Genomic DNA, 22229 nt, shown 5'->3' on the forward strand with positions numbered 1-22229 from the left:
CAACAAATTTTTTTATGCGAGCATGACACTGCAGGATTGATCTCTTTTTATTGGGTGGTAGTTTTATAACTAATTAATCTCACGGAATCTTCATTGAAGATTTTTCTGGTGATTAATGTCAAGTTTAACCATTTGTAAATAAACCTAAAATCAAAGCCGAAAATTAATGGAAAAACGATTTTTACTCAAGTATTGTGAAAGGTTCAAAAAGGGAGTTTTAACGACCCTGTTTCTGCCCTTTTGCCTGAATGTTTCCATTGCGGAGACAATGAATATTGGTTCTTTACCGATGGACTCTGAGCGGAGTGCGACGGAAGAAAAAGTCAACTACAGGGAGATTATCATTTCCGGAGTAGTGACAGACAATGAAGAAGGACTGACGCTACCGGGTGTCAACGTACTGATCAAAGGAACTACAGTGGGGACTGTAACGGACATTGATGGGAAATATTCACTGACCATTCCAAACGGGAATGTTGTTCTGGTGTTCTCGTCAATCGGATTTGTCACCCAGGAAATCCGTGTTGGGTCAAACAGCACAATCAATATTGTCATGAATCAAGACCTCCAGCAATTGGGAGAGGTGATCGTCGTTGGATATGGGTCGCAAAAGAAAAGTGACTTGACCGGCGCCATCACCAGTGTCAGTGCCGCCAAATTAGAGGAAAGACCAATCACCAATATTGCGCAAGCCCTACAGGGAAACGCAGCTGGAGTCCATGTAACCTCGAATATGAGACCTGGAGAATTGCCTGCGGTAAGAATCCGGGGAAACAGATCGATCAATGCTTCAAATGATCCTTTATATGTGGTAGATGGGATTCCGATTGTTTCACAATTGGGCGTGAGTTCATTTTCCCTCAATGACATCAGTCCAAATGACATTGAATCCATAGAGGTCCTTAAAGACGCATCCGCCACAGCAATTTATGGATCAAGAGGCTCAAATGGAGTTATCCTTGTGACGACTAAAAAAGGCAAAAAAGGCCAACTTAAAGTGAATTACACTGCGACCGTTTCTTTGGATTCTTACAAGAACCTGACGAATTGGATGAGTGGAGGACAATATGTCGACATCTGGAGAAGGTCATTGATCAATGGACGTTTATATGGCAGCAATGGCAATCAGAACTTGAATACTGCTGCAACATCTTGGTATCCGGATCCATTTTTAGATCAGCAAGTGATGGGGCTTGGACAGGATCCAAACGCCAGAGATGCTGTTTGGAGAGGGTATGAGTGGGAGGAATTTGGCGTAACCCCCAGATTGAGACCTACCACTGCGGAGGAAAGAAGTATGGGCTGGCCAAATGAGGTGCCGGTTTACAATGCTGAAAATGTTGGAAACCACAACTGGCAGGACGAGGTTACCAGGCAGGGAATCACACAAATCCATCAATTGTCACTCTCTTCGGGTACTGAAAACTCCAGGCTGTACCTTTCTCTTGGATACCATGAACAAGTAGGTGTTCAGAAAGACCAAGACTTCGAAAGATTTACACTGAACCTTAATGGGGATGTTACGCCTACAAAATGGTTGACGGTTGGTACATCAGTAATTGGATCCTTCTCGAACCAGAATTACGGTTTCATGGGTCCGAATACAAGTAATACCGGAGCCAAGGATTTGTTTTCAAGGGCAAATGGACAATTTCCATATGCAGTCCCAAGAGATGGGAATGGTCAAATCATCCCGAATCCGGGAGGGAATCTGAATCTTTGGAATCCTGTGATGGACATCGATCAGGCTTTGAATGAAAGAAGAACAGCTTCAGTATTAGCCAATATCTATTCTGAAATAACCTTCACGCCTTGGTTAAAGTACAGAGTCAATTTTGGAGGACAAATCAGAAATTTCAGAAATGGCAGCTGGACTGGACCAAATGCGTCTAACCACCTAACCTTAAGAAGAAATACCGCAGGCATGTCCAGAGATGAAAACTTCTCCTGGGTCGCAGAAAACCTGCTTTTCGTGGACAAGACTTTTGGCGATGACCATGCAATAGGAATCACTTTGTTGCAGTCTTCGCAATATTCAAGAAGAGAAGGAATGAGTATTGGTGTTTCCAATACCGTAATTCCGGCAAGTCAGTGGTACAACTTGGCCTCAAACACCAATGGCCGCCCAGATAGCTATGGGTCTTCCTTCACAGAAAACACGCTTCAATCCTGGATGCTGAGAGTCAATTATGCATTGAAAAACAAATACCTTTTTACGGCCTCAGGAAGATATGATGGTTCATCTGTGCTTGCCCCAGGAAAGAAATGGGATTTTTTCCCTTCTTTCTCGGCAGCTTGGAAAATGCAAGAAGAGGGTTTTCTTAGAGATGTCAGCTGGATTTATGAACTGAAGCCGAGGTTGGGATTTGGTGTTACAGGTAACTCTTCGGTGAATCCCTATACGACCACAGGTCCTTTGAGCCAAAATCCTTATGTTTTTGGCAGTGATGCTGCGATTGGTTTCTTACCTCAGTTGGTACAGAACCCCGATTTGGGATGGGAAAAAACCGCGCAATGGAATGCTGGATTGGACTTTGGTCTTTTTGATGGCAAAGTAAAGGGCGCGCTTGAAGTATATGACATGACGACCACCGGTTTGATTTTCGGGAGGTCGCTGCCAGCTGTTTCAGGTTATGTTCAAAAATTCGAGAATATTGGAAGTACGAGAAATAGAGGAGTGGAATTGACGCTATCCACGATCAATTTGGAAAAAAATGGTTTTGTCTGGCAGACAGACTTCAACTTCGGAGCCAATAGAGAGCAGATAGTTAGTCTTGTAAATGGTGCTGAAGATATGATCGCCAATAACCTATTCATTGGTCATCCCATCCATTCCTTTTTCGATTATCGCCATGATGGTATTTGGCAAAATACTCCTGAGGATTTGGAACAAATGGCGCTTTTCAATGCAAATGGACATCGATTCTATCCGGGCACAGTGAAAATTGTGGATCAAAACGGTGATTACAGGATCGATAGTGATGACCGGGAAGTATTGGGTTCGAGACAACCAAAATGGACTGGTGGCATCACCAATACATTTATTTATAAAAATTGGACCTTGAGCATGATGGCTTATGGTCGATTCGGTCAAACCTATTTTGGGGGTCTTCCCAGTACAGGAGGGATTTTTCCAAATGGAAGGTATGAGACCGATTTCTGGGATTGGGACAATCCAAATGGAAGATGGCCTTTACCGATCATTGGTGCGAACGTTCAAAATATCGTAAATCCACTTCAATTCAATGATGGCTCTTTTGTTTCCATCAGACACATTTCTTTGGCGTATGATTTTCCAATTCAAACAATAGCGAGAATGGGAATGTCCAGTCTTCAGGTGAATGTTCAATTTGTGAACCCATTCATTTTTGGAGGAGACATGGTTCGTTTGGGATTCAACCCGGATGATGATACCTCGTGGGAAAACAGAAACGGTCAAGGAGATCCTTTGGGTGGGATGAATAGCAATACAATTCTACCCCAAAGTTTCGTCTTCACATTAAGAGCAGGGTTTTAATAATTTAAAAAAAAAGAAGATGAAAAAATATATTTGGATAATAGCCCTGATTGCGATGGGAACATTCAACTCATGTCAGGACTTTTTGGACGAAAGGCAAGTTTCCAATCTTACCCAAGATTATTACAATGATCAGAATGGTCTTGAATCATTGATCAATGGACTTTATGTTTTTGCACGGATAAAACATGAATGGGATGCGAGTGGATCAAGATTGACGCAAGCCGAAACAGATGCTTATATGAGTTCAAGTCCGGCTTGGGCAAGAGTGGAAATAGGTACCTATGGGAATGACCTCAGTAATGTGGCAGGAAATGTATTCAATTATTTGGGTAATGCGAACGCCGCCTATGCCCCGATGGGTGCTTATCCCCATATCAATAATTGTAACCTTGCTTTGGATGTGATTGAAAATGGTAAGCCGGGTGTATTTGGTACAGATCAAGCTTTTGCAAACCAAAGAAAAGCCGAAGTATTGTTCTTAAGATCATGGGCGTTTTATTTGGTGTCCAACCAATTGGGGGATATCCCACTTCTTTTGACACCGAGAAGACAGGATGACGGTATTTATCATTACCCGAAAGCCTCTCTGGAAGCTGTTTATAAACAAATCATTGAAGATGTGAGATTTGCGTATGAAAATCTTCCCACCAATGCGCCAAGAGGGCGGATTACAAAATGGGCAGCTGGGCATTTCTTGGCAAAACTTTATTTAAACAGGGCCCAAGCTGCGGAATTTGCAAACAGTGGAGATGAATCTTTGAGAATGCTTTTCAAAGGAACAAATCCAACCGATTTGGAGCAATCCATTCAGATTGCCACCGAGGTCATCAGTGGCGCCGGAGGCCTTGCACCAGACTATTCTACACTGTTTGATCCATCTGTTTCAGAAACCAACCCACACCCTGAAGTTCTTTGGTCAGCTCAGTTTGATACTAATATTGGCCTCAATGGCCGTTTTGGAGGCAATAGGTCCGTGAACTACCATGTTGGAAATTATACAGAACAATCTGGGGTGAACAGATCCATGGCCTATGGCAGACCCTTCGGGACATTCAAGCCAACTGATTTTGGTTATGATAATTTTAAGGACAAAATGCATGATTCAAGATATGCCAAAACCTTCCAACATGAATACATTGGCAACATGGCTGGAAACTCTACTTCATTTACTTGGACCGCCCCAACAGCCGCTTGGTGGAATGCCAATAAACCAGCCGACCAACCAGAGGTAAAGGCTGGAGACAGAAGAGTCCAAAATGGAAGAAGAGCATTGATTTATTTGGAAAATGACAAAGAAAATGCGCTTGACTCTATGGAGGTTATGAGCCAGCCTTATCAGTTTATGGTAAGATGGGTTCGTTCCTCCAAAACAGGGAATTATTATTATCGGCTATTTATCAACGGAGCCAACATGGGGCTTGCAACGCAACTTGCTCCCTATCTTGCAGTGAAGAAATATGTAGATCCTTCACGTGGAGGCAGCACTGACGAAAGTAACTTTAACAGTGAGGCAGGAACAAGAGATGCTATTTTGATGCGATTGGCGGAAACCCACTTGATTAGAGCAGAAGCTTATGGTAGAAAAGGCGACTATGCAGCGGCATTGGATGACATCAATATCCTGAGACAGCGAGCAGCCTTCAAAGGTGGGGAAAACAGACCAGCACCCATTGTCGAGTGGTATCCTGAAGCCCGGGAGTTGAATGCATCCGAAAGGCAAACTCCTTTTGCCGCTTCGGGAGATTCTTACAATACCATCATGGTAACACAAAATCACTTTACCCCTGGCACACCTGAAGCAACCCGCGAAGGGTATATCCCTTCAGTGACCACCAAAGCGGATATGTTTGTTCACTTTATCTATAATGAGAAAAATAGAGAATTCTTGGCAGAGGGAATTATGTGGGAAGATTTACACAATGCAGGAATCTTGTTTGAGAGAGTGATGCATCATAACCAAATGGCCTCCAATAGGACAGGTTTATGGCCAAGTGCGACCAATACTGCCGGTGGAAATGGACAGAATGGAAATGGCAAAGGACAACTGCAAAAGCACCATACTTTCAGAATGTGGCCTTTCAACTATTTAGTCCAGTTGACGGATGAAAATGGTGATCCTTTGGATCCTTCTGCGAGAAGCGCTTATCAAAATCCGGGATATTGATAAGGAATTCTTCATTATTCAAAAACCTAAAGACCATCAAAAGAAGCCTTTGCAAAGGCTTCTTTTGATGGTCTTGTTATTTATTAATTCACAAAAAGCCGTGCTTTTCTTTGCATGCCGAATTCAATTCCATTCAAACAGACACTACAGGAAAGTTTTTAGCTTTTAATCAATATTTTTGGAGCTAGATTAGGTACATAAAACTCAAAAATGACAATGAAACGCGCTATAACCAGAACCGCCCAGCCATTTATCTTTCTTTTGGTTTCTTTTTTTCTTTTCAGCTTCCAAATTGAAAAGGAAGGAAAAGTCTCAAAAGAAAAAGAACTCACAGACAGCAATACCCCGCTCCATTTGCTCCAACCTGATTATCCCGTTCCTTATGGAATGGTCAAAAAGGAAGAGGTAAAAGGAGTGATCGATCGGGTGAGGGATTATTTGGCGGCAGTCACCCCGACAACTGTTATCGACAAAACCACTCAGAAGGAAATCACGGATTTTTCTAAAGTGAATGCCAATAGCCTCTTGAAACCCGGGGATTTCAGACTGCTGAGCTACGAGTGGGGCGTGACCTATTCTGCGATGTTGGCAGCCGGTGAAATCACCGGAGACGCCAAATACACCGACTACACCAAGGACCGCGTGAAATTCATCGCTGACCTGTATCCCCATTTCAAAGCACTTTCAGAACAAAAAAATGCGCTGCACTCCATTCTCCATCCTGGAGCTTTGGATGATGCAGGGGCACTTTGTGCGGCCTTCATCAAAACCCAAGCGGTAGGATCGGATGCCGATATCCGACCCATTGTGGACAATTTCATGACCTATATCATGGAGAAAGAATTTAGACTCAATGATGGAACCTTGGCGAGAAACAGGCCCTTGAAAAATACGCTTTGGCTGGATGATCTTTACATGAGTGTTCCTGCCATTGTTCAAATGGGGAAACTGACAGGGGAAACGAAATATTACGATGCAGCGGTCAAGCAAATCGAATTGTTTTCGAAAAGAATGTTCAATGAAAGAAACGGTCTTTATATGCATGGTTGGGTAGAGGATATGGATGTCCATCCCGAATTTCATTGGGCGAGAGCCAATGGTTGGGCATTGCTCACCAAGGTGGAAGTGTTGAGCGTTTTGCCGAAAGACCATCCAGGAAGGCCAATGGTCATGGATTTATTAAAAAAACACATCAAAGGTCTAGCCGCTTTACAATCCGGCTCCGGATTTTGGCATCAGTTGCTGGATAAAAATGACAGTTATCTCGAAACCTCCGCCACCGCCATATATGCCTATTGCATCGCAAAATCGATCAATGAAGGATGGATTGATGGTCTGGCGCATGCACCGATGACACTTCTCGCATGGAATGCCGTGGCCACGATGGTAAACAATACTGGGCAGGTGGAAGGAACTTGTGTCGGAACAGGAATGGCCTTTGATCCCGCATTTTATTACCACAGGCCAATCAATAAATTTGCCGCCCATGGTTATGGTCCCGTCATCGCAGCAGGAGCGGAAGTGATCCGTTTGCTCCAAAACAATGATTTTGAGATCAATGACAGCTCCCTCCAATTGTTGAGAAAATAAAATGAAGCGTGTTCTAAAGCGATATGGCCCAATATTCAAAGCCCTGATTTTTCTTTGGTATTTCCTTCCCCAGATTACTTTGGCACAGGAAGGGAACCAAAAGACCGAATGGAAATTTGATTTCGGGACCGGGGAAGTGCAGGCAGGTTATGAAGCCGTTCAACCCTGGGATATCTATGCTGCAGAAAAGGGCTTTGGGTTTTTGGGAGGAACTGATTTGATCGGGATCGAAAATTTGGAGGGCGACCCGCTTGTTATCGATGGCGTCTCCAGCTTAGATCCATTTTATTTTTTGGTGGATTTGCCCGAAGGAAATTATGATGTAACGGTTTATCTCGGTGATTTGCAGGGAAAATCTGCCACCACTATCCGGGCCGAATGCAGACGCTTGATGCTGGAGGAAACCGAAACTGCTTACGGGGAAATAAAGGCCTTGACTTTCACGGTCAATATAAGGCAACCTGAAATTGGGAATACCGGAGAGCGTGTGAAATTGAAGGAAAGGGAGCTGGACTATCTCCACTGGGATGACAAGTTGACAATCGAATTCAACGGGGAAAATCCAAGGGTGACCGGGCTTGAGATTCAGCTGAATACCAGAGCGGTAACTGTTTTCCTCGCAGGAAACAGCACCGTGGTGGATCAAGCGTATGAGCCTTGGGCGGCTTGGGGCCAAATGTTTCCTGTTTTTTTCCAAGCAGGGAAAGTGGCTATCGCCAATCACGCAGAATCCGGAGAAAGTCTCTTGTCTTTCCAAAGGGAAAATCGATTGGACAAAATCCTCGATTTAATGAGACCCGGAGATTACCTGTTTGTCGAATTTGGCCACAATGACCAAAAAACCGGAGGAAATCATCTAGATGCCTTTACCACCTACAAGGAAACCTTGAAATCCTACATTGCTTCGGCAAGACAAAAAGGAGGGATTCCGGTTTTGGTAACCTCCATGCACCGAAGGAGTTTCGATCAAAACGGAAAGATTGTGAATACGCTTGGAGATTATCCCGAAGCGGTCAGGCAGGTCGCCCATGAGGAAAATGTTGCGCTGATCGACTTGAATGCGATGAGCAAAGTCCTGTATGAATCTTGGGGACCTGAATATTCAAAAAAGGCTTTTGTCCATTTTGCCAAAGGAACCTTCGAAGGACAAGAGGAGGATTTTGCCGACAATACCCATTTCAGCACCTATGGCGCCAATGAATTGGCAAAAGCTGTCGTCGAAGGCTTGAAAAATACGGATCTGGAGGTGATCAAATTTTTAAAGCCCGGAATCGTGCCCTATGACCCTGAAATTCCCGGAAGGTTTGAAGATTTTTATTGGCCCCTGAGCAAAAGAACCTCCAATGTCAAACCTGATGGAAACTAAAAAATGATGAATCCCAAATTGCTTTTGTTGGCTTTGATTTCGCTGGTCGTGATTTCCTGTGGTGAAAAAGAGAGAAGCTTAAAGGACGAGTTTGACTGGTACGATAAGGTTGGTGCAAAGGATTTTCCGGATCAAAAACAGCCCTTTCTTGTCAATGATTTTGGTGCTGTGGCTGACGGTAAGACAATGAACACAAAAGCCATTCAATCCGCCATTGACGCTTGTGCCAAACAGGGTGGAGGGGTAGTTTCCTTCAATGCCGGAGAATATTTGACAGGATCACTTTTCATCAAGTCAGGCGTCAACCTATGGATTGGGGAAAAGGTGACGCTGTTGGGAAGCCAAAATCTCGAAGATTATCCGGACATGCCAACGCGGGTTGCTGGAATTGAGATGGTTTGGCCGGCCGCATTGATCAATGTGATCGGGCAGCAAAAGGCAGCGGTTACCGGGAAAGGAGTAATTCATGCACAGGGAAAACCCTTTTGGGAGGCCTATTGGAGAACCAGAGAAGAATACGAAAAGCGGGGCCTAAGGTGGATTGTGGATTATGATGTGAAGCGGCCAAGGACAATTTTGGTTTCAGAATCCAGCGATGTCACCTTGGAGGATCTCACCTTGAAACAAGCCGGATTTTGGACAGTCCATATTTTGTATTCCCAAAACATCACCGCCAAGGGTCTCATAATTCGAAACAATCTGGACGGACACGGTCCGAGTACCGACGGGATTGACATTGATTCTTCCTCCTATATTTTGGTCGAAAACTGTGATATCGATTGCAATGACGACAACTTTTGCCTGAAATCAGGTCGGGATGCAGATGGTTTAAGAGTGAATAGGCCTACGGAATATGTCGTGATTCGAAACTCAATTTCCCGTGCAGGTGGAGGTTTGATCACTTTTGGAAGTGAAACTTCGGGAGGGATCAGGCATGTGGTTGCCCATGACCTGCAGGCAAAAGGAACAGGTGTTGGCTTGCGTTTCAAGTCTGCGATGACAAGAGGCGGGACAGTGGAAAATATTCACCTGAGAGATATTCAGATGGATACCGTCGGGGTTGCCATTGAAATCGGATTGAACTGGAATCCTTCGTACAGTTACTCGGAATTGCCCGAAGGGTTTGATGCGGACAGTGTTCCTGATCATTGGAAGACGATGTTGACCCGAGTGGTACCGAAAGCATTGGGTATTCCCACATTCAAAAATATAGAGATCACCAATCTGCAGGTCCAAAAATCCAAGATGGCGATCACCATAGCAGGAGCGGAAACTTCGGCAATACAGAATATAAGGATCAAGAACAGTACAATTCACACGCAAACCGGAGGCTCCATCATATTTGCCGAAGGCGTGATTTTCGAAAATTCAGTTGTGATCCCGGAAGATGGCAAAGAAATTTCCGTTGGCGAATCCAAAGAAATCAAATTTTGAAGGATTGATTTTCCAAGCGCAATTTCTTTGCCCAAGAAGATAATAAAGTATCGAAATATCCTCAAAACCAGCTTTTTTGCTCTTTGGAATGCAAAGCACTTTTTTTACCTTGATGGGCAAAACCAAAGAAATCCTGCTGGAACGAAATATTTCATTCCAGCAGGATTAATGAGGGCAGAAATCAAGGGTCTTAAAACTTACTTATATCCATTGAAGACCTTTTTGCATGTGGATAAATGCATGCCCAAAATACAGAAATGAACAAGCCACTACCCAAAATGATAAACCCTTTCAAATTCAGTTTCAAAAAGCTGAGCAGAGCCATTGGTATTGTAGCCATGGCCTTCAGTGCCTTTCAATGCAGCCCATCGGATTCGCTAGAGGTCAAAAAAAGTGATCACCTTATTTTGATCGGGAACAATCTTGGGTCCAGAATGATGGATTATGGGCTTTTTGAAACGGAAATGCATGTACGCTATCCCGATAGTTTACTCTATATCCGCAACATGAGTGATGGGGGAAATACACCGGGTTTTAGACCGCATTCAGGAAGGGAATCCCCTTGGGCATTTCCGGGTGCGGAGGAGTTCCAAACCGAACTGGCAAAAAACTCAGGGAGTGAAGGGCATTTCGAATCTCCCGACGAATGGCTTGCCAGACATGGGGCGGATGTGATCATCGCTTTTTTCGGGTTCAATGAATCCTTTCAAGGTGAACAAGGATTGGGAAATTATAAAGCGGAATTGGATGCTTTTATCAAGCATACTTTGGCACAAAAATACAATGGCAAATCCGCAGCCCGACTGGCCATTGTTTCCCCGATCGCTTTTGAGGATTTATCGGCCTTTATGGATTTGCCCAATGGGAAAAAGGAAAATGAAAATCTTTCCTTATATACCCATGCGATGAAGGAAGTGGCCGAAAAAAACAAAGTGCTCTTTGTGGATGCCTTTTCCCCCTCAAAAAAATGGTTTGAATCCAGCAAAGAGCCCTTGACCATCGATGGGTCGCAGCTCAATGAGGCTGGCTACAAAAAATTTGCGGTTTTGTTGGCCGATAAGGTTTTTGGGAAATCAAAAGAACAGGCCGGTGCAAACAGGGAAATCATCCATGAAGCGGTCATGGAAAAAAACTGGATGTGGCACAATGACTATAAAATCCCAAATGGGGTTCATGTTTTTGGCCGTCGCTATGCGCCTTTCGGTCCGGACAATTATCCTGCTGAATTGGAGAAAATACGGCAGATGACAGCCATCCGGGATGAGGCGATTTGGTTGGCTTCAAAAGGAGAGAAAATGGATCTGGTGGCTGCTGATAAAACCACCAGGGAATTGCCAAAAGTAGAGACCAATTACAATCCCGATCAGAATGGCAGTCTAAAGTACCTCTATGGTCAAGATGCCTTAGACAGGTTAAAAGTGCCAGAAGGATATAAAATCGAACTTTTTGCCTCGGAAGTAGAATTTCCGGATTTGGCCAATCCCGTTCAAATGACCTTTGACAACAAAGGCAGATTGTGGGTGGCCACCATTCCAAGCTACCCCCATTACAAGCCTGGAGATCAAAAACCTAACGACAAAATCATCATCTTGGAAGATACCAATGGCGATGGCAAAGCGGACAAACAAATCGTTTTTGCAGATAAATTACATCTGCCAATCGGGTTTGAAATAGCGCCGGAGGGCGTTTATGTTTCTCAGGGAACCAACCTTAAACTCTATACAGACACGGATGGAGATGACCGGGCAGACAAAATCGAAACGCTTTTAAGTGGATTTGATGACCACGATACCCACCATGCCCACAGTGCTTATGTAGCGGATCCTTCCGGTGCCATCTATATGGGCGAAGGTGTGTTTTTGCACACCAATGTTGAAACTTCCTATGGTCCGGTTCGCGCAACGAACGGCGGTTTCTATCGGTACAATCCCGCCAGAAGGCACTTGGAACGCACCGCCCAGCTTTCCATCCCTAATCCCTGGGGAATCGCATTTGACGATTATGGACAAAACTTCTTTGCGGAGACTTCCGGACCAGATGTCCGCTGGATGATGCCCGGATCCGTGTTGCCTCGCTATGGTGAAGCGACACATAAGTCCACGAATCTCGTGGAAGATGCCCACCGCGTGAGACCGACTTCGGGACTGGAGTTTGTGTCCAGCCGACATTTTCCAGAGGAAGTTCAAGGAGACCTTTTGATCGCCAACACCATTGGTTTTTTGGGAATGAAACAACATACCATGGTCGATGATGGAACGGGATATACCAGCAAACACAGATTGGATATCGTGGTGGGTGATGACCGAAATTTCCGGCCGGTGGACATGGAATTTGCTCCGGATGGATCGCTTTATTTTATCGATTGGCACAATGTCCTGATCGGGCACATGCAGCACAATGCAAGGGATCCGCTGCGGGATCACGTCCATGGAAGGGTTTATCGGATCACGTATCCGTCCAGACCTTTGGTGGAACCTGCCAAAATTGATGGGGCAAGCATCAAGGAGCTTTTGGAAAACCTCAAGCTCCCCGAATTCAGAACGAGATACAGAACCCGAAGGGAATTGAGGGGAAGAAATGTCGATGATGTTCTCACGGCAATCAAAACTTACCAGGCTGGCTTGAATAAAAACGACCCCAAGTATGAGCATCATCTTTTGGAAGCTTTGTGGGTGAGTTGGGGCTTGAATAAGGTAGATCAAGACCTGCTTAAACAGCTTTTAAAGGCGAAGGATTTCCGTGTAAGATCAGCTGCCGTCAGAGTATTGCGGTATACCGGTCACCAAGTTGCCGATCAGCCAAATCTACTGATGGAAGCCGTTCGGGATGATCACGGAAGGGTGAGATTGGAAGCCATCGTATCGGCCTCATGGCTGGAGAAACAAAAAGGATTGCCGATTTTAGAGGAAGCCAAGAAAAAACCGATGGATGAATGGATGGTGCACGCACATGAAACCGCTGTGGCCCATCTCAATGGAATCTCTGTGAAGCAGAAAAAAGAGGAAGACATTCTGTCAAGTTTGACTGGAAGCGATTTGGAACTTTACAACATGGGAAAAGAGATTTATGCCCGTGATGGATATTGCAGTACCTGTCACCAGGAAGATGGGAAAGGACTCCCCGCCTCGGGATTTCCACCGATCGTGGGGACCAATTGGGTGTTGGGAAGTGAAGAACGGTTGATCAAGTTGACCTTGAAAGGACTTCTCGGGCCGATAGAAGTCAACGGAAAGGACTATCCCGGACAAGTGCCCATGACGCCGTTTGGGGGAATGTTGAATGACAATGAAGTGGCAGCGGTTTTGACCTATGTCCGAAACTCATTTGGCAATCAGGCTTCTCCGATCAAACCTGAACAGGTGAAAGCTGTCAGGGCTGCCGAAGCCGGGAAAACCGGTTTTTATTCCCCTGCGGAATTGCTGAAAGTACATCCGATGGAGAATTGAAAATAAATGTATTATTGGTTACACGTGTGCCCCAAATGGGAAAGCGGTTTGAATCATTTTTGAAATTAAATGGAAAATAAGATGCAACAATTACCCTTCAAATTCGGAGCTGAAGTTTATACCTGGTACATGAACAACAATGGGGAAACCTACAAAGATCAGTTGGGGCATATGATTGAAATCATTGCCAAGGCCGGATTTACGGGAATCCAACCTATTTTTTCTTGGATGGGAAAATTGAGTGATCCGGTCTTGTTGGAGGAAAAACTCAAGGAACAGGGAATAGAACTGGCAGCGGTCGCTTTGGCATTGGACTGGAACGGCAAAGAGGAGACAGACGAAGAGCGGAAAGTAGCTGACAATGCCATTGAATTGCTCAAAAAGTTTCCGGGTTCAGTGCTCTGTACCGTTCAGATACCAACAGGCCGTCATGACCTTGTCCAAAGGAGAAAAAACCTGACGGATATCGTGAATATAGTTTCCAGAAGAGCTGCGGATCATGGCGTGATCAGTAGTTTTCACCCAAATTCTCCGCACAGTTCCATAACGCGAACAGAGGAGGATTATCAGGTGATTTTGGACGCTTTGGATACTTCGGCCACGGGATGGTGTCCGGATGTTGGACACATCATCAATGGCGGCATGGATCCCCTCGGGAAAATGAAAGAATATCAATCCCTAATCAACCATGTCCATTACAAAGATTGGGATGGAAATCCGGAATTTGCCCTAATGGGAAATGGAAGAGTTGATCTTTTGGGAATCACCCAATGGCTTAAGGATATCCATTACAAGGGTTGGATTATCTGTGAAGATGAAGGAAAGGAAGCTTTGGAAGATCCTGATTTTGTCACGCTCCATGATGGACAATGGATCCAGAAAACTTTGGTTCCCGGATTAAAATAAGAAACCATGTCAACCATAAACGCCAACGGAATTGATATTTATTTTGAAGAAAGAGGTTCAGGTGAGCCCCTTTTGCTAATCATGGGAATCACCGCGGCCGGTGAGGTTTGGGAAAAGCATGTTGCCCATTGGGAAAAACACTTCAGGTGCATTTTGATCGACAATAGGGGTGTGGGCAAATCCGACAAGCGACCCGGCCCCTACACTTCCTTGCAGATGGCGAAGGATTGTATTGGCGTGTTGGACCATTTGGGGATTTCCTCTGCCAAGGTTGTGGGCGTATCCATGGGCAGTATCATCGCCCAGCAATTGGCCATCCATTTTCCCGAAAGAATAAGCGCAATGGTTTTGATGTGTCCCTGGGCACGCTGTGACAATACCGCGAAGGCAATATTTCAACACATGGTGGACTGTAAGGCCAGGCTCGTTCCGGAGGAATTCAGCATTTATATCCAACTGTTGATCTTTTCAAAACGCTCCTGGGATGATGAGGAAGTGTACGAAGGTCTGTTGGAAGACCGGAAAAATGCCGCTCTGGATCCCAATCCACAACCCTTGATCGGTTTGGAAGGACAGGCTGCTGCCTGTATCCATCATTCGGTTTTGGATGCATTGTCAGGGATCAGTTGTCCTACTTTTGTTTTGGGAGGGGAAGAAGATGCTTTTACCCCCGTCTGGATGACCCATGAGGTGGCGGAAGCCATTCCCAATTCATTATTGCATCTTTATGAGAAAAGCGGCCATGCTTTTCATTGGGAAAATCTGGAGGATTTTAATGTAAGGGTGCGGGATTGGCTTTTAAATCAGAAGTAAAGCCGATTGGGAATCAGCGCCGAATCAAAGGAAATTGAATGGTTTATTCACCACAAATATGCGGAGAATAAAAGGGTTATTCTCCGCACACTAAGCTTGCAATTCTGACGTCAACTCCTATTTCCTCAACACTTCACAAAAATCACGGCTCTCAGAGTCCATGCTTTTCACCCATTTCCCGGATGAAAGTGTAGCCACTTTCGGCCATGTCCCAAGGTTCGGAAAATTCCCTCCAGACTCCGATCGAATTGGCAAAGCCGGGATCGTTTCGGGTGAAACCTTCGATGGTGAGCCAGCCTTTGTAATGGATCTCGGCCAATGCTGCAAATGTTTCATCCCAGGGGACATGTCCGGATCCAGGTGTGCCCCGGTCATTTTCACTGATGTGGAAATGGCCCAGAATCGGCGCGATTTTGTGGATGGAATCCCGGAATTTTTTCTCCTCCATATTGGCATGGTGGGTATCAAACATGGCTTTCACGTTGGGATGATCCACTTTTTTGATCAAATAAGCGAGTTGCTCCATCGTATTGCAGAGGTAGCATTCAAACCGGTTCAGTGCCTCCGGAGTGAGCAAAATCCCGGCTTGGGCTGCGTATTCTCCGGCTTGGCGTAAGATCTCGGCACTGCGCTCATATTCAATTTCCTGTGGAGCCGCTTTAGTAAACGTCGCAAAAGCGGAATGATAAGGTCCACAGATTACTTTTGCACCCAAGTCATGTGCCCTGTCAATGGTCCACTTGATTTTTTCGAGGCTTTTTTGCCTGTTGTGGGCATCGGGGCTTATTGGGTTTTCGTCTGGGCCCAGTACAAATACAGCCGTGACCTCCAAGCCAATCTGCTTTGCGTAGGCGCCAATTCTGCTGTAGGCGGCCTTATCGGGAGAACCCACAAAGAACTCCACGCCGTCGTATCCAATGGTTTTCAGTCTGTCAAGAATGGGGATGAGGTCATCCGACATGTCTGCGGACCAAGCCAATACATTAAATCCAATTTTATTCATGATGTTGATTTGTAAGGACAAATTTGTTTGCTAAATCACTTGAAATCAGAAACCCTCATCCCTTTCCGGAATGTCCCAAAACCGAATGGAGTGGGATGATAATTTCCCACAATGGAGACATTCATGTCCTCCGTGATTTTATCCGGCATGTCAAGGCTCCAAAAAGTGGCGTTGACAATTAATCTCCTCAAATCGGCACTTTCCAGGTCAACAGATGCGCCCATGGTGGTGGTGAAAACCTTTCCTTTTTGGCCACCTTCTATTTGATACTCCTTGGTCCAGGCAATGGGCATCACGGCTTTTTCCCAGTTTAAAGGCGTGTCGGCGGTCATCCCTTTGGTGGGTTGTCCGTAGACTAAGACCTTTGCTTCCGGAATGAGGTTTTTCACTGTGTACACATCGGAAGCTACCCAAATGTCTTTCACACCCCTCAAGATGGGGTGATCCGCGAGTTGTGCTGGGCCATCGATCAAGGCCCTGGTTCCTTCCTTGCCATGGTCACCGTGATGGGCAACCCATGTCTCGCCAAGGATTTTCTGGCCAAAACCTCCGGTCCAATCCTTTACCTTGCTTTCAAAACCGTACTTGGCAAAAGGACTTGTTTTGTTTTTGGAATAATGGAAAGCATGGGTGGACGTCCGCATGCCGATGATCGGTTTGCTGGCCTTAAGATAGTCTTCAAAATATTGGGTTTGCTTGTCATCCAATTCCCTGAACCGGGTCAGCAAGATCATCAGATCCGCAGTTGCCAAATGCTCAAGTCCTGGAATATTGTTTTGGTAGGAGGGAACGACATCCCCCGTTTCTGGGTCGATGGGGAATAGGACGGTACATTTGAAGCCATAGTGCTGGGCGAGCAATTTGCCAAGCATTGGCATGGATTCCTCGGAGCGGTATTCGTCGTCCCCGCTGATCAAGACGATGTGTTTCCCTTTTCCTGGACCTTCTTTGCCTTCAAACTGAAGCCATTGTACATCTTTTTGTGCCTGACAGGCCAAGGTAAAAAAGATCGCCATCGCAAAGGCCATCAAAAACCGGATGCTCGAATTGGGTTGAAAGGTGATGGATTGAAAAAAACGTGTTGTCATGGTTCATTTTTTTAGTATCGGAATCAATAAGGACAAAATATCGCGAATCTTAAACATTTTTTATATGCATGGGAATGATTCTTTTAAAATATCGCTAATCAAGCTTTTTGTGGAATAATGGGGTGGGGAAAAGCTAAAAAAAAGAATACAACTTTTTAAAAGTTTATCATTGAACCTTATAGGAGAAATCACCTCAAATAAATGGAATAGAAAAGGTTATGAGATGAATCAACCCTGTTCGACTTTTTCATAATCACCAAAAAATAGACGAATGAAACACTTTTGACACTCTGAATTCTCAAAACTATTAGAAAATTTGGGCCTTATCTCCCCTGGTAGAGCAATTAGGAAGATGTGTCTACAATTAGGTCTGGATTCGATTTTCCGGTATTCTTAATTTATTGCAGAATTATTTTTCAGACAAATAAAGTCACTTTTCACAACTTTTCCCATAACAGCAGTTCAAGTTCAAGGCTTGTCCTTTCTTGACCTCTCACCAAAAATACCGCGGTGAAATACTCAATGTTTTCTTCAGTCATTTTGAAAAACACTTCTTCTATCCACTTGATATCCGTAAATTTTTCTGTGGTAGCTTTTACCCCAATATCATGATCGGAGAAAAACATAAACTGCTCTGTGCCGTTGGGCCCTTTCATTCTCGAAACGACGGCATGTTCATATTTTGTACCATCTTCAATACTCAAATTGATCAAAGTATCTCTTTCGGCAGCGGCATCTTTGTAGGAGATGGTGTATTGGTCAATTTTGAATTTTGAGTTACTGTCATTGAAAAGGGCGAGAAAAATATTTTTGTTCTTTACCGGACCGATATAGATGGAGTTCACAGAGGAAATGTCTTTTATGGACGTTTGAGAGGTAAAACGAATATCGAAGTCATTGCCGTTGAAATGGAAAATCCTAGAGATATTCATCGTTCCAATGGCCGCTAATCCTGTGACATAAGGATAGTTTGCCGGGGACATTTGCTCTTTTTTGTCTGGATTTCTTTCCAGGTAGTTATAGTAGTCTTGAAGGTTGTTGATATCATAATCTCTATTCCAGCCAGTATTCCCTGTGACTGTAGTTCCCATTATCCCAAAAAAATCTCCGATAAATAAAGTGGTAGGTTTATTGTTGCTAAAAAAGGGTTGCCAAACGGGGATTTTTTTTTGATAAATCGAGAGAGAAACGAGGGAAATTGCCAAAAGTATGGAAGCGGCCAAGACGAAATACCTCTTTTTTCTTCTTCTTCTTTGGATGATCAACTGAGGGTCATTTGATCTCTCGATGAATTCAACTTGGTACTGACCTTTTTTGATTTCCAATTTGATTTCATCGTTTTCTCCATCGGTGCTGTAATACTTTTCTATTTTTTTTCTGAGATGATAGATATTTACCCGCATGTGGGCTGCACTTTTTTCATCTGCATAATCCTTTCCATACAACTCCATGGAAATTGTATTTTCTTTCAAGTCTTTCTTTTCTAAAGATGCTTCGACAAGATATTTCAATAACATGCTCGTAGAAGGCGATCTTGAGAACAACTTATGCTCAAGCAAATGCCGCAATGCTTCTAGTTTTTTTGATTGGTCCATCGGTTTTAGGATTTGGGTATCGGTGTCATGGTGCTTAGAAAAATGCCATTTAAATTGATTCAAGTCATCTTTTAACCGTTAAAGATACCGTTAAAAGTACGTTAAATTTAGATTTTTAATTTTTAATTACAATCATTACAGCATTCAAAGTCGGTAGAAATGCAGATTGAAGCAATTTAATTTTGAATGTTTCTCTGATTACAAAAACTATAATGTGATAAGGTTAAAGTCTGTGAAAAAGAATAATCACCACAATAATTCGAACTCAGAATTTCAATAAGTATCAATACACTCAAATCAATTAACATCAACCCAATTTAATTATGAATAAACTAATACGAAGGATAACTGTCCTTATGGTTTGTTTTTTGATGTTGGCAAATTCTGCTGATGCTCAAAATCAATCAATCACAATCGAAGGAGTTGTAAAAGAAGCCTCAAATGGCTTACCCATACCAGGGGTGACGATCTTAGAAAAAGCCACCACAAATGGAACCGTAACGGATGTGGATGGAAAATTCAAAATCAGTGTTAATTCCAGCGCTTCACTCATCACTGTTTCATTTATTGGATTCGCCCAACAGGAAATAAGCATCAATAACAAAAGCTTCATAGAGGTCTTGTTGGAGGAGGATATCAGCCAGCTAGATGAAGTCGTGGTCATTGGGTATGGTACGCAGAAGCGATCGGACATTACCGGTTCTGTGGCATCGGTCCCAAAAGATAGATTGTCAAATCTTCCGGTGACGGACATTACCCAAGCCATTCAGGGAACTACGGCTGGTTTGACAGTTACTCAAGGTTCATCTGTTCCTGGAAGTACGGGAGGCTTACAGATCAGAGGAGTCAATTCAATCAATGCCAACACAAGCCCATTCTTGGTCGTAGATGGATCCCCATTTTTTGGAAGTATCAATGACATCAGTCCCAATGATGTTGAATCAATCGAGATTCTAAAAGATGCATCCGCGGTTGCGATATATGGCACAAGAGGTGCCAACGGGGTCATCCTTATCACTACAAAGAGAGGTTCATCTACATCTGGAAAACCTAGAATTAACTACAATGCCTATACTGGATTTGAGGGGATTGGCAATCTGCTAACACCTATGGGCCCAGATCGATATGTTCAAAAATATTCAGATTTTTTAGTGGCCAACAATCTTTCCATGACGAACATTCTCCCCAATGCTGCGGAAGTTGAAAATTTCAACAATGGAATCACCACCGATTGGTTAAATGAAGCTTCACAAACAGGAAGAATCACCGAGCACAATTTGAGTATCTCGGGTGGGACAGAGAATGTTCAATACTTTGTCTCTGGCTCTAAGGTTGCCCAAGAGGGCGTGGTCAAAGGATATCAGTTTGGGAGAGCTTCTTTCAGAACAAATATAGATGCAAAGATCAATGATTTAATCAAAGTGGGTACCAGCGCATTCTTTACGGATAGAAATCAAGATGGTGGAAGGGTAAACCTGCTTTTGGCGACTGCCATGAGTCCTTATTCAAGACCTACGAATGATGATGGAGAATATCAGATTTTCCCTATGGCACCCGAGCAGCTTTTCTTAAATCCGATGTTAGGGCTTACGGTGGACAGAGAAGACAGAAGGAAAACCTTGTCAGGTGGTGCTTATGTGGACATCACCCCAAGTTTTCTTCCAGGATTGACCTATAGGCTCAATGGTAACTATACTTACAATATCGACAGAACAGCCCAGTATACAGGCCGCCAATTCAATGATTTAAACGGCACGGCCAATGTTTCCAATACAGAAGTAACCAATTGGGTTTTGGAAAATATTTTGTCTTATACCAAAGAGATTGGCGAGCATAGACTTGATTTTACAGGTTTATACAGTGCACAAAAAGTTGATTATTTTTTCACAAGTGGACAATCAAGGATTTTTACAAATGATGCGCTGTCTTTCAACAATATGGGTGCAGGATCGACACAACAAACCGGATCGGCAGGAAACAGCTACACCTTATTGTCTCAAATGGCAAGGGTGAATTATTCCTACATGAGTAAATATTTATTGACAGTAACTGCCCGAAGAGATGGATATTCAGCTTTTGGAGCAAACACAAGCAAATATGGTCTTTTCCCATCCATTGCCTTGGGATGGAATATTCACAACGAAAACTTCATGGCAAATGCCAGTTCAGTAGGTGAGTTAAAACTTAGGTTGTCTCACGGACAAGCAGGAAATCAAGCCATTGGGGTGAATCAAACTGCGACAACGGCCAATACATTTCTACAGCCGTTCAACGGGACACCCTTAGTAGGGGTACTTTATAACAATTTAGGGAATGCTAATCTAAATTGGGAAACCACCACTTCGACCAACTTGGCTTTGGATTTTGGAGTTGTTGAAAATAGAATAAGAGGGTCTGTCGAAGCTTACAAAACTGTGACAAATGACATCTTATTGCGAAGAAACCTCCCCAATGTCACTGGCTATTCCAATGTTTTGACAAACTTAGGGAAGATGCAAAACCTAGGGTTTGAATTTACCTTAAACACCGTAAACATCGCCAAAGATAATTTTTCCTGGGAAACATCATTGAATTATTCCAGGTACAGAAATGAAATTTTGGAGCTTTACGGGGATGGTCGTGATGATATTGGAAACGGTTGGTTCATAGGTCAACCGCTAAGGGTGGTTTTTGATTATGAAAAAATTGGCATTTGGCAAGTTGGGGAAGAAGTAGCCAATCATGACCCTGTAGCGAGGCCTGGGGATCTCAAATATAGGGACCAGAATGGAGATGGAATCATCAATGCAGAAGATAGAATGATATTGGGTCAAAGAGATCCAAAATGGATAGGAGGATTGACCAATAATTTCAAATACAAAAACTTCCATTTGAGTATATTCCTTCAAGCAGTGAAGGGCGGCTTAAAAAGCAATAGAGACTTGTCCTATGCGGATGAGGCAGGGAGGAGAAACATTCCTCAAGAGGTCGGTTACTGGACTCCCGAGAACCAGGACAATTACTGGCCTGGTCTTGCAGCTTTCAGAAATTACAGAGGATATCAGTTTACGGAAGATTTTAGCTTTTTGAGAATCAAAGATGTAAGGGTGAGTTATGTCGTGCCTAAACCATTTCTGTCAAAATACAATATTGAAGGATTGACACTTTACATGGCAGGCCGAAACTTGCACACTTTTACAAAATGGGTTGGATGGGATCCTGAGATGAATTATGATCCAAGAGGATCTGGGAATTGGACCAATAATTACCCCTTGGTCCGCACAGTTTCCTTTGGTCTTAACCTAACACTTTAAATCAGAAAGAA

At 43.8% G+C, this 22229-nt stretch carries 12 protein-coding genes; 9 read left to right on the forward strand and 3 right to left on the reverse strand.

Features of this window, described 5'->3' with window-relative positions:
• Window positions 1–166 precede the first annotated feature (166 nt).
• From F824_RS0108345 to F824_RS0108385, 8 genes are all read left to right on the forward strand, one after another.
• The gene (locus tag F824_RS0108345) at window positions 167–3517 is read left to right on the forward strand and encodes a SusC/RagA family TonB-linked outer membrane protein (RefSeq protein ID WP_019597421.1); all 3351 of its coding nucleotides are present in this window, start codon (window positions 167–169) and stop codon (window positions 3515–3517) included.
• Window positions 3518–3536: 19 nt separating this feature from the next.
• Complete coding sequence (locus tag F824_RS0108350) at window positions 3537–5684, forward strand: RagB/SusD family nutrient uptake outer membrane protein (protein ID WP_019597422.1); 2148 nt, start codon at window positions 3537–3539, stop codon at window positions 5682–5684.
• 216 nt (window positions 5685–5900) lie between these two features.
• Window positions 5901–7274 (forward strand): glycoside hydrolase family 88/105 protein, encoded by a 1374-nt coding sequence (locus tag F824_RS0108355; protein WP_019597423.1) that lies wholly within the window; start codon window positions 5901–5903, stop codon window positions 7272–7274.
• Between the two features lies 1 nt (window position 7275).
• Window positions 7276–8640 carry a rhamnogalacturonan acetylesterase gene (locus tag F824_RS0108360; RefSeq protein WP_019597424.1) on the forward strand — a complete coding sequence of 455 codons (1365 nt, stop codon included), beginning with the start codon at window positions 7276–7278 and terminating at the stop codon, window positions 8638–8640.
• A 3-nt stretch (window positions 8641–8643) separates the two neighbouring features.
• Window positions 8644–10074: a glycoside hydrolase family 28 protein gene (locus F824_RS0108365; RefSeq protein WP_019597425.1), complete on the forward strand. Its 1431-nt coding sequence runs from the start codon at window positions 8644–8646 to the stop codon at window positions 10072–10074.
• A gap of 338 nt (window positions 10075–10412) precedes the next feature.
• Entirely contained in the window at window positions 10413–13520 is a 3108-nt protein-coding gene (locus tag F824_RS0108375; protein WP_236613186.1) for a PVC-type heme-binding CxxCH protein, read from the forward strand.
• An 81-nt stretch (window positions 13521–13601) separates the two neighbouring features.
• Window positions 13602–14426, forward strand: a complete 825-nt coding sequence (locus tag F824_RS0108380; protein WP_236613185.1) for a sugar phosphate isomerase/epimerase family protein — start codon at window positions 13602–13604, stop codon at window positions 14424–14426.
• 6 nt (window positions 14427–14432) lie between these two features.
• Window positions 14433–15239: an alpha/beta fold hydrolase gene (locus tag F824_RS0108385; RefSeq protein ID WP_019597429.1), complete on the forward strand. Its 807-nt coding sequence runs from the start codon at window positions 14433–14435 to the stop codon at window positions 15237–15239.
• A gap of 151 nt (window positions 15240–15390) precedes the next feature.
• Here the strand turns inward: F824_RS0108385 and F824_RS0108390 are convergent, their stop codons facing one another.
• The 3 genes from F824_RS0108390 to F824_RS0108400 all read right to left on the reverse strand — a co-directional run bounded on the left by F824_RS0108390 (window position 15391) and on the right by F824_RS0108400 (window position 18925).
• A complete protein-coding gene (locus tag F824_RS0108390; protein ID WP_019597430.1) occupies window positions 15391–16242 on the reverse strand; it encodes a sugar phosphate isomerase/epimerase family protein in 852 nt (283 codons plus the stop codon).
• A gap of 35 nt (window positions 16243–16277) precedes the next feature.
• Complete coding sequence (locus F824_RS0108395; protein WP_019597431.1) at window positions 16278–17330, reverse strand: ThuA domain-containing protein; 1053 nt, start codon at window positions 17328–17330, stop codon at window positions 16278–16280.
• A 437-nt stretch (window positions 17331–17767) separates the two neighbouring features.
• Window positions 17768–18925: a hypothetical protein gene (locus tag F824_RS0108400; RefSeq protein ID WP_033405238.1), complete on the reverse strand. Its 1158-nt coding sequence runs from the start codon at window positions 18923–18925 to the stop codon at window positions 17768–17770.
• Between the two features lie 323 nt (window positions 18926–19248).
• Between F824_RS0108400 and F824_RS0108405 the strand changes: the two genes are divergently transcribed.
• Entirely contained in the window at window positions 19249–22218 is a 2970-nt protein-coding gene (locus tag F824_RS0108405) for a SusC/RagA family TonB-linked outer membrane protein (protein WP_139189738.1), read from the forward strand.
• Window positions 22219–22229 lie beyond the last annotated feature (11 nt).

Source organism: Rhodonellum psychrophilum GCM71 = DSM 17998, assembly GCF_000381545.1.
In the GTDB taxonomy this organism is placed as follows: Bacteria; Bacteroidota; Bacteroidia; order Cytophagales; family Cyclobacteriaceae; genus Rhodonellum; species Rhodonellum psychrophilum.